Raw genomic sequence first — 9,757 nt, 5'->3', positions numbered from 1 at the left:
ATCAGTGTAGCCAAGGTGACCACCCATTTTAAGCCAATCTTTAATTTGCGAGTCAAAAACGAAACGGGCTGCATAACGCTTTATCCACGACCCTTTTACGATACCATTTTCTGTACGATTATTTAAATAGGCGCCATAACTCCCTTTTTCATTGCCACCTGTAAAAGCCAATTGATGGTTTTGTGTAAAGGCTTTTCTGAAAGTTTCTGCCTGCCAGTCTGTTTCGTAAAGTGGATTCCCACTCTCATCAAATAACAAAGGGTTAGTTCTCTTTGTGCGGGGATCAACATATTTTGTTCCAGAGGCCCAGCCAACAGGATCGTACTTCTGAGCATTGGCATAGGCTATTTCTTCTGTTTCTAAAAACTCCTTTGCATTCAGAACAGCTAATTTTTTTGGTGCAACACCAATACTAAAATCTCCATCATATGTTAATCTGCCACCTCCGGTTGAACCTCTTTTGGTTGTAACAAGTATTACACCGTTGGCACCACGGGCACCATAAATGGCAGTTGAAGACGCATCCTTCAGCACCTCAATGGATGCTATATCATTGGGGTTAATATAATCAATAGGCGTGCTTCCGTTTTGTAAATCAGTGGCATTCAAAATTACCCCATCTATAACATATAAGGGATTATTGGAGATGCTTATAGAAGTTGCACCCCTTACACGAATATTAGCCCTGCCACCAGGCCTTCCTGAATTGGAAGAAACATTCACCCCTGTTATTCTACCAGACAGATTCTGATTTAAAGATGCTGCAGGCCTTTCCGCGAGTGCTTCAGTCCGCACTGTCCCTACCGCGCCTGTAAGGTCGGATTTTTTACGGGTTCCGTACCCTACTAAAACTACTTCTTCCAATTTTGAATCCAGCGGCTTCATCACCACGACAAAGGAATTACGTCCTTCCACAGATATTTCTTCTTTCATGTATCCTACATAGGTAAACTCCAGTATACTGTTTTCCGGCACAGAGAGGCGGAAGAAACCATTCATGTCTGTCTTGGTAGCTGCACCTCCTCCTTTTACCTGAACCGTTACTCCAGACAGGTACTCACCAAGGCTGTTCATAACACGTCCGCTTACGTCAATATTATTGTATTCCAGTGATGGTGTTGTGGCATTTAATACCGTACCTGCATTTTCATGTACAGGTGTTGTTACCAGGTTAATAGCCTTACGAATAACTACTTTATCGTTGGATACAATATAGTAGAGCATATATGGTTCAAGCAGCTCCGTTAAAAGGTCGCGCAGTTTTGTTTTTTTTGCGGTAATGTTAACTTTATCTGAGGGGTCTATAATGTTTGCTGCATAAAAAAACTGAATATCTGCCTGCCGCCTTATCCTTTCTAAAGCACCAAAAAGCGTTTCATTCTTCAGCGAAATCGATATTCTCTTATTAAGCAGTTCCTGTCCGCTCACACTCTCAGCCGACAGAGACATTATGGAACTACACAGCACAATCACAGCAAGCAGGGATAATCGCATAAGTTTTATTATTATAGGTACAGTCCTGCCTATACAAATTTTTTGCATATTTTTGAATAGTTATATGTTATAAATGCGTAGTATCCGTTGGCCTTCGACAACTTTCGGATTTACTACAATTTTTGCAAAGCGTATAATATATGCCCGGGTACATGGTGTATCCGGGTTTTATATATACTTACGTGGGATGATGATGTAATTGATTCATAAGCATATTGCCGTTTTATTAAAAATGATACTTAAATGGCTGCTGGTATGGATACTCATTTGTTTTATTCAGGGCATCCTTTCCCTTCAATAACAAACTCATTGTTGCTTTTATGGAAGTTGCCATTTACCATGATGGCAATGGGTTCCAATATGTCCCGAAGATCATCGGTAATGTAAAAATTTGCTGTAACCTTGCATTCCTTTATCGTTTGGTCCACCTGAATACCTATACCAAAATACTCCTGCAAATCATCTATTAGTTTCTGTAACCGCTCATTCTTATACACAAACATGCCTTCTTTGCGTTTTAACATATTCGGTGCATCAACGGCATTGGTATTTTCTTTTACCAGTTCTGTTGTATTTCTGTGAAAAACGGCACGCTGGTTGGCAATAAGTTCAACGTTCTCAATTTTATCTGTATTAGCCACATTTACGCTGCCTGTTACTACCATCACAGCTATTTCCTCCTGATTATCGTAAGCCTGTATATTGAAAGATGTACCTAATACTTTTGTTTCTATGTTGCCGCTGTGAATAATAAAAGGGTGGTCCGCATCATGAGCTACTTCAAAAAACGCTTCACCAGAAAGCTTTATTTCTCTCAAACCTCCACGGAATGATGCAGGGTATTCGATCTTGCTGGAAGGACTAAGCCAAACCTGTGTTCCATCCGCCAGTTGTATGTTTTTTCTTTCGCCTGTAGTTGTACTGACAAGTAGCTCTGAAAAATTTCCGTCCATCAGGTTGCCAGCGCCATCGGCTTCACCATTTCTATTAACAGGGAAAATAAAATACGCCAACAACCCAATTAGTATCACCGAAGCTGCCGCAATATTTCGCCATACAGACGTTATCTTTTTTCTGTCGTGTACGGGTAGTTTTACCGCATGTCTTGCCTGGTTGCCAATGATTGATTGTAAAATGATATCACCGGATTTTTCCGGCAATAACATTTCTGCTTCCGTGTTGCTTATCATTTCATCAAGCAGATCCCTCAACTCGGAATCCAAACCTTCTGCTTCAATCAGCCTGAACAACTCGGCTTTTTCTTCAGGAGTATGCGCTTTATTAATATACGTGGTAAATAAATAAGCCAAGCGGGACTGGAACATATAGAAGGATCTGAATTATTTAGTTGAATATATTTATGAGCCTGCATGCAACCCTTTTGTTTAGGGAATACAAATGCTTCCCTTTAATGAGACTCTGCCGCTGAAAGAAAGGGTTAGCTGTGGAGTCAATTATTTTAAAAAAAGAAGAGAGGAATCCATATTAATGGATTATTCATGTGGGCAAGACAATAGTTGCGGATATTTTTCATTGCTTTGGCAAGATGAACCTTAACCGTTTCAGTTGAAAGTTTTAGTTCAATAGCAACTTCTTCTTTCTTCATTCCACATTCTTTAATAAGCCGATATACTTTGTTTTGTTGTGGAGGCAACAGATAAAGCGCTTTTTTTAAAAGTTCTTCTGTTTCCTCAAGAAGCAGTTTTTCATCAGTATTATTACAAATAGAAGGCATTTTATTCGCAAAAATAATTTCTCTGTTTTCTCGGGCAGCCTTGCGCTTGATTAAAGAAAAAAGATGATTGCGGGTAATGGTATAGAACCATGCAGTAAAATGATCCACTTCAGGCAGTTCCTTTCGCTTTATCCACAATTTCATAAATATGTCCTGTACTGCTTCTTCCGATTTAAAAGCTGACCCGGTTAATTTAAAGGCGATGGTATAAACCTTGTCTTTATAAAGGTTAAAAAGAACAGTAAATGCCTGTGCATCATCGTTGGAAATGCGAAGCATCAATTCTTTTTCATTATTTCTACAAGCACCCAGCAATTAATTAACATTTAGAAAATGAATTTAAGAAAAACCCTGTTAATCACACAGAATGTTATAAACAATATAGTTGAAAATACTATTATGAGTGTAAACCTGTACGAATATGCTATGCTATTTGAAAGAGAAAATCATACAAACAGCCCCCATTCATCTTCGTAGTCATCTTTTACGAATGTGGCCACCCAGGTTTTAAATAATTCGCGGAAGATGTCCATTTCGATTTCAATGGCTTCGGCATATTGTTCTTCGCCTGCACCTACCATGGCGGTAAAGCTCACCTGCTCCATCAGTTCACGGCAGTTATTGCGTATAATGGAAGCATTTTCCATTTTCTGCACATACTGATCAATTCCCGCTGCACCAATGATTTTAGGCGCTACAATAAAAAGGTTTTGCCAGATGAGTTCTTTGTTTTTTTCTGCGTGATCATATTCTTTGGAATCCTGCAGGGTTTCACAATAAGATTCTACATATAAAAAAATATCCCGCCATTTATTATATAAGTTTTTTGCCGCTTCCATTTGGGGCGCCATTTTCCACTCCTCCCCTTCATACCGGCGTTGCAGCATCCGGTGATCATCCCATTCGGGCAAACTATGCATGTCGGTAATATCCATATGCCACTATTACTGAAGTTAGATCATTTGATCGTTGATGCCATAAATCTAAAAATCAGAAAATCAAAAATACTATAGAAATATCTCCGCTACCTCCTTCCAGTTATTGATCCTTTCATATCCTGTTTCCGCGGCATTATGTACGGTGCTGTATAAATAGGGCTTCCCTTTAAAATGAACAAGGTTGCGTGTATGATCATCAATCATGTAATCGCCTTCAATCATGCGCTTATCGCCGCAAAACACCACTTGCCGCCAGGTTAAAAAAGGCAGGTGCTCATTCAGCCAGTCTAATTTATCGTTTAAAGAATTGGGGAATTCCATTGCTGCCGATACAATAAATACCTCGTATCGCTCATTCAGTTGTTTTATCACTTCCACGCATCCATCCATTACAGCCAGGTTTCTGAAAAACCCCCGGCTGAACAACCTTTCATGTATGATCATCTTATGCTGCTCCGGAAAACCCAGTTGCCACGATCCTTTCATTTTAGTATAATCTACATCCAGCCCGTATTCCTTTTCATACCAGGCAACCATTGCACCCATCGTATCACACATCACTTCATCCATATCAATAATTATTCTTTTCACGCTATAATTTAAGATTTAAGATCTGAAATTTGAAATAAAACTTCAAACACTGACTATTTACCGCTTGCCAAATTGCGGCATTAATTTATTTTTTTGCGCGGTGAAGACCTGCAGGCAGGCGGCACCCACAGCGGGCCTCCCCGGTTAACCTTTATGGCTAAGCTCTTCTTTCAAAAATTTACCGGTGTAACTCTCCCCGCATATAGTTAATGCTTCAGGCGTTCCTTCAAATAATATCCGTCCGCCGCCATCTCCGCCCTCTGGACCAATATCAATAACATGATCAGCTACTTTAATCACATCTAAATTATGCTCAATAACCAGCACAGTGTTACCCCGGTCAACTAATTTATTCAATACCGCGAGTAGATGCTGTATGTCTTCAAAATGCAATCCTGTGGTAGGCTCATCTAAAATATAAAACGTTTTGCCGGTATCTTTTTTAGCCAGTTCGGTAGAGAGCTTTACCCTCTGCGCTTCACCGCCGCTGAGCGTAACTGCATTCTGACCCAAAGTTATATAACCCAGCCCCACATCCTGCAATACTTTTATTTTGCGGTACAGGTAAGGCACATTCTGAAAAAAATCCACCGCCTCATCTACCGTCATATCCAGCACATCGCTGATGGATTTTCCTTTATACCGTATCTCCAGCGTTTCCCTGTTATACCGCTTACCCTGGCATTTTTCACATGGCACATATACATCCGGCAAAAAATTCATTTCAATTACACGCATGCCGCCGCCCTCGCACACATCGCACCTGCCGCTTTTTACATTAAAGGAAAAACGCCCCGGTTGATAGCCGCGAATTTTAGCTTCGGGAACCGATGCGAACAACTGGCGGATTTCGGTAAAGAACCCGCAATAGGTAGCAGGGTTGCTGCGCGGGGTTCTGCCAATAGGCGACTGGTCAATTTCAATTACCTTATCAATATGCTCCAGTCCTTTTACAGATGCGTACTCCAAGGGTTGTACCCTGGAGCCATAAGCATGTTTACTGAGGATAGGATATAATGTTTCATTGATCAATGTTGACTTTCCGCTGCCACTTACCCCCGTTACCACGATAAACTTTCCCAGTGGAAATTTTACATTTACTTTTTGCAGGTTGTTTCCACTGGCGCCTTTTAATTCGAGTATTTTTCCGTTTCCTCTTCTCCTTTCCTCCGGAATTTTAATTTGCCTGTGCCCGTTAAGATAGGAGGAGGTTAAGGTATCTAATTTCAGCAATTCAGCGGGTATGCCCTGGGCAACTATTTCACCGCCATAAAAGCCCGCACGGGGCCCAATATCCACCAGGTAATCCGCCGCCAGCATAATATCTTTATCGTGTTCTACCACCAGCACGCTGTTGCCAATATCTCTCAGATTTTGCAGGGCCGTTATCAAACGATGATTATCACGCTGATGCAGGCCAATAGAAGGTTCATCAAGAATATAGGTGATGCCCTGCAACTGCGACCCTATTTGTGTAGCCAGCCTTATCCGCTGCGACTCGCCCCCGCTTAATGTACGTGAAGGACGGTTAAGTGTAAGATAGGTGAGTCCTACATCCAATAGGAAGCTCAGCCTTTCCCTTATTTCCTTTACCACATCTTTGGCAATAGCGTTTTGCTTGTTGGAAAGCCTTTCTTCTATCTCTTCAAACCACTGCATTAAAGCGTTCAGATTTAAAGCACCCAGTTCCGAAATATTTTTCCCATCTACCTTAAACCACAAACTTTCTTTTTTAAGTCTTGCGCCACCGCAGGCAGCACAGGGCTTGAGCTCCATGAACTTTTCCGTCCATTGCTGCACGCTTTCACTGGATCCGCCGGCGAACCATCTTTTTAACTGGTTCACAACACCCTCAAATTCGGTCGCATATACCTGCCCGTTACTTCCGGTTCCGTCAAAATTCATATCCATTTCCACCGTGCCGGCCGCATCGCCATACAACAGCAGGTTCATTACTTTCTCCGGCAAATCCTTCACCGGCTTATCGAGACTAAATTTATTTTTTTTGGCAAGCTGCTGCACCTGTCTAAAAACAAAGGCCTCCCGTTCTTCGCCTAACGGAGCAACGGCTCCTTCATTAATACTGAGGTTGTGATTAGGTATTACCTCATCCATGTTCACCTGGTAAACAGCGCCTAATCCTTTACAAACAGGGCAAGCGCCATAAGGTGAATTAAAAGAAAAGCTGTTGGGTGATGGCTCTTCATAAGAAATGCCCGTTTCTTCACACATCAGCATTTTGGAATAAGCGGCTTCAGGAGTAGTTGTTTTTGAGCCGGCATCACTAACCGGACTTACAAACAGGAGGTCTTTACCCAAACGCAATGCCTGCTGCACACTCTGGCTGATGCGTACTTTAAATTCATCATCGGTTTTCAGGCGGTCAATTACCACTTCTATATCATGAATTTTATACCGGTCAACCTGCATTTTAGGAGCCAGATCTTTTATTTCGCCATCTACCCTTACTTTTAAAAAGCCTTTTTTCCGTATGTCTTCAAACAGCTCCCGGTAATGCCCTTTACGTCCCCTCACCAGGGGAGCCAGGATGGAAATTTTTTGCCCTTTAAACCTTTTAAAAATATTCTCAACGATCTCTTCCTCGCTCCATTTTACCATTCGTTTTCCGGTGTTATAGGAATACGCTTCTCCCGCGCGGGCAAACAAAAGCCTGAGGAAATCGTATACTTCCGTTACGGTACCAACAGTAGAACGCGGATTTTTATTGGTGGTTTTTTGCTCTATAGAAATAACAGGAGAAAGCCCGGTAATCTTATCTACATCGGGCCTTTCCATATCGCCGATGAACTGCCGGGCATAGGCGCCAAAGGTTTCCATATACCGCCGCTGCCCTTCAGCATAGATCGTATCAAATGCCAGCGATGATTTGCCGCTGCCGCTGATACCTGTAATAACCACCAGTTGATTTTTAGGAATGCGGATATCTATATTCTTCAGGTTATGTACCCTTGCACCAAACACTTCTATATATTCATGATCAGGTGCCGCGATATCGGTAACCGGCACTGCCTTTTGTTTTGCTTTTGCCATAAAAGGTAGCGAAGATACTAAGAATATACTAAAAAAAGTAGCAAAGTATCTTAATCTAAATTACTTTTCACACTATGAAAGTTTATAGTTTGTTGTTTATTGTTTTGTTCAGCAACTGAAAATTGCGTCCTTTTCAATGCCCATTTTACGCTGCCGTATTCTCACATTCTTGCATTATCAAATTGCTACATTTTCATATTTCCACATTCTCACATTTTCAAACTTTCAAATTCACCTACCTCATCATCTTAAACACCACCGCATGCTTACCGTTCCACTTGCTTTTAACGAGGGCAGGAATTTCAATGATGGTATTGCCGTTTTCTACTTTCCATTTGAGCTTTGCACCGCTGCCCAGTAAACTGATCTTAGCTTTGGCGGGGGCTTCAAATTTTTGCAAAGTCACTTGTGCCGGAAGCGCAACATCATCTTTATCTGACAAGTAAAAAGCGTATTGCGTTTTTTCATCATCGGCCTGGGTAAAATGTATGTTGCCCGATTCATAAGGCGCTAAGGGTTTGGAGCCGTGTATCGCTTCGCCGTTTATTTTCATCCATTCGCCAATTTCCTTTAATCGTGCATAGGCTACCGGATCCCAGTCGCCATTTGGACCGGGGCCAATATTCAGCAACAGGTTTCCCCCGCGCGATACGATCTGTATCAGCATCTGAATGATCCTGTGTGCAGACTTATATTCATCATTGGGCACATAGCTCCACGAGTTGCCCATAGTAATACAACTTTCCCATGGATACGGTAACAATTCATGCGGCACTTCCTGCTCGGGTGTAGTGTAATTTTCATACGGACCAGTCACGGTTCTGTCTACAATTAATAATCCGGGCTGATAGCTCCTTGCCATTTCAGCGATCCGTTTCATATCTATATCCTGGTTGGTTTTTATTCCCCGCTGCCACTCCACGGTTGTATCAACAGTAGATAACGGTCGCACCCAACCGCCATCTAACCAAAGGATATCTACTTTACCATATTCGCTCATCAGTTCTTTGATCTGGTTATAGGTGAAACTTTTAAATGATTCCCAGCGTTCGGGATATTTCGTGGGCTCATAATTTACATTCCTGTCTTTAGGTGGAAAATAAGGCCACCAGTAATCTTTGTTATGCCAGTCGGGTTTTGAAAAATAAGCGCCTATGGCAAACCCCTGGTTTCTGAATGCAGTAAATATCTCTTTGGTTACATTACTTTTCGGGTTTTTTGAAAAGGGTGTTTTACTGTCTGTAATTTTATAATCGGTTTCTTTGGTATCGAACATGCTAAAACCATCGTGATGCTTGGTGGTGAAGATCATATATTTCATACCCGCATGCTTAGCCGCGTTTACCCATTTCTGCGGATTGAACTGTACAGGATTGAAAGTGGTTTGCAGGTTTTCATACGCTTTTACATATTCAAAATAATTGTCTGCATATGGGCCTCTCCGTTGCGTCCATCCTTCATCTTCCGGGCAAATGCTCCAGCTTTCCACAACGCCCCACTGGCTGTAGGTTCCCCAATGCATAAATAAGCCGAATTTCATATCCTGCCAGCGGGCGATACTATTCAATACGGCGGTATCGGTAGGCTGAACATATTTTTTGTACTGGGCGCTGCCCGTGAAGCAACCGCCCAATAAAACAACGGTAAATAAAAAGTATTTCATTTCGCATATGTTATTAAAAAGTGGAGGAAACCGGTGGCGGTCAAAGATAAAATTAAAAAGGAGAAGATCGCAAATTCCATTATACAGATAGATTTCCGGTTTCTTGTTTTCTAAACACATAGAATCATTTAAACACATAGGATTATAGGCACATAGGTACACATAGTTTTTCTTATTCTTTCTATTGTGATCCTTTGTTTCTACTGCGTCTATGTGTTTTTCCCTTCTTTGCAGGACGCATAGGATCATAGGCACATAGGTACACATAGTTTTTCTTATTCTTTC

General features: G+C 41.6%; 7 protein-coding genes. All 7 read right to left on the bottom strand.

Going from position 1 to position 9,757, the window contains the following annotated elements; genetic code table 11:
* Nucleotides 1-1,494, bottom strand: a 1,494-nt coding sequence (locus tag VL121_RS20730; protein WP_325408526.1) for a SusC/RagA family TonB-linked outer membrane protein, incomplete at its 3' end; no start/stop codon positions are given.
* A gap of 272 nt (nt 1,495-1,766) precedes the next feature.
* On the bottom strand, nt 1,767-2,819 hold the full coding sequence (locus VL121_RS20725; protein ID WP_325408525.1) for a FecR family protein: 1,053 nt from the start codon (nt 2,817-2,819) through the stop codon (nt 1,767-1,769).
* 134 nt (nt 2,820-2,953) lie between these two features.
* A complete protein-coding gene (locus VL121_RS20720; protein WP_325408524.1) occupies nt 2,954-3,508 on the bottom strand; it encodes an RNA polymerase sigma factor in 555 nt (184 codons plus the stop codon).
* 167 nt (nt 3,509-3,675) lie between these two features.
* Nucleotides 3,676-4,164 (bottom strand): hypothetical protein, encoded by a 489-nt coding sequence (locus VL121_RS20715; protein WP_325408523.1) that lies wholly within the window; start codon nt 4,162-4,164, stop codon nt 3,676-3,678.
* Between the two features lie 72 nt (nt 4,165-4,236).
* Nucleotides 4,237-4,758, bottom strand: coding sequence for a 5' nucleotidase, NT5C type (locus tag VL121_RS20710; RefSeq protein ID WP_325408522.1), 522 nt, complete (start codon nt 4,756-4,758; stop codon nt 4,237-4,239).
* A 144-nt stretch (nt 4,759-4,902) separates the two neighbouring features.
* Nucleotides 4,903-7,809 carry an excinuclease ABC subunit UvrA gene (uvrA, locus tag VL121_RS20705; RefSeq protein ID WP_325408521.1) on the bottom strand — a complete coding sequence of 969 codons (2,907 nt, stop codon included), beginning with the start codon at nt 7,807-7,809 and terminating at the stop codon, nt 4,903-4,905.
* A 235-nt stretch (nt 7,810-8,044) separates the two neighbouring features.
* Nucleotides 8,045-9,472: an alpha-L-fucosidase gene (locus VL121_RS20700; RefSeq protein WP_325408520.1), complete on the bottom strand. Its 1,428-nt coding sequence runs from the start codon at nt 9,470-9,472 to the stop codon at nt 8,045-8,047.
* Between the last annotated feature and the right edge of the window lie 285 nt (nt 9,473-9,757).

It is taken from the genome of Agriterribacter sp. (assembly GCF_035497235.1).
Classification (GTDB): Bacteria; Bacteroidota; Bacteroidia; order Chitinophagales; family Chitinophagaceae; genus Agriterribacter.
This window is presented reverse-complemented; position numbering and strand designations above follow the sequence as displayed.

What these genes read in the sequence shown, in the direction of transcription:
- VL121_RS20725 (WP_325408525.1), bottom strand. Translation starts at nt 2,819, where the DNA reads ATGTTCCAGTCCCGCTTGGCTTATTTATTTACCACGTATATTAATAAA.
- VL121_RS20720 (WP_325408524.1), bottom strand. Translation starts at nt 3,508, where the DNA reads ATGCTTCGCATTTCCAACGATGATGCACAGGCATTTACTGTTCTTTTT.
- VL121_RS20715 (WP_325408523.1), bottom strand. Translation starts at nt 4,164, where the DNA reads ATGGATATTACCGACATGCATAGTTTGCCCGAATGGGATGATCACCGG.
- uvrA (WP_325408521.1), bottom strand. Translation starts at nt 7,809, where the DNA reads ATGGCAAAAGCAAAACAAAAGGCAGTGCCGGTTACCGATATCGCGGCA.
- VL121_RS20700 (WP_325408520.1), bottom strand. Translation starts at nt 9,472, where the DNA reads ATGAAATACTTTTTATTTACCGTTGTTTTATTGGGCGGTTGCTTCACG.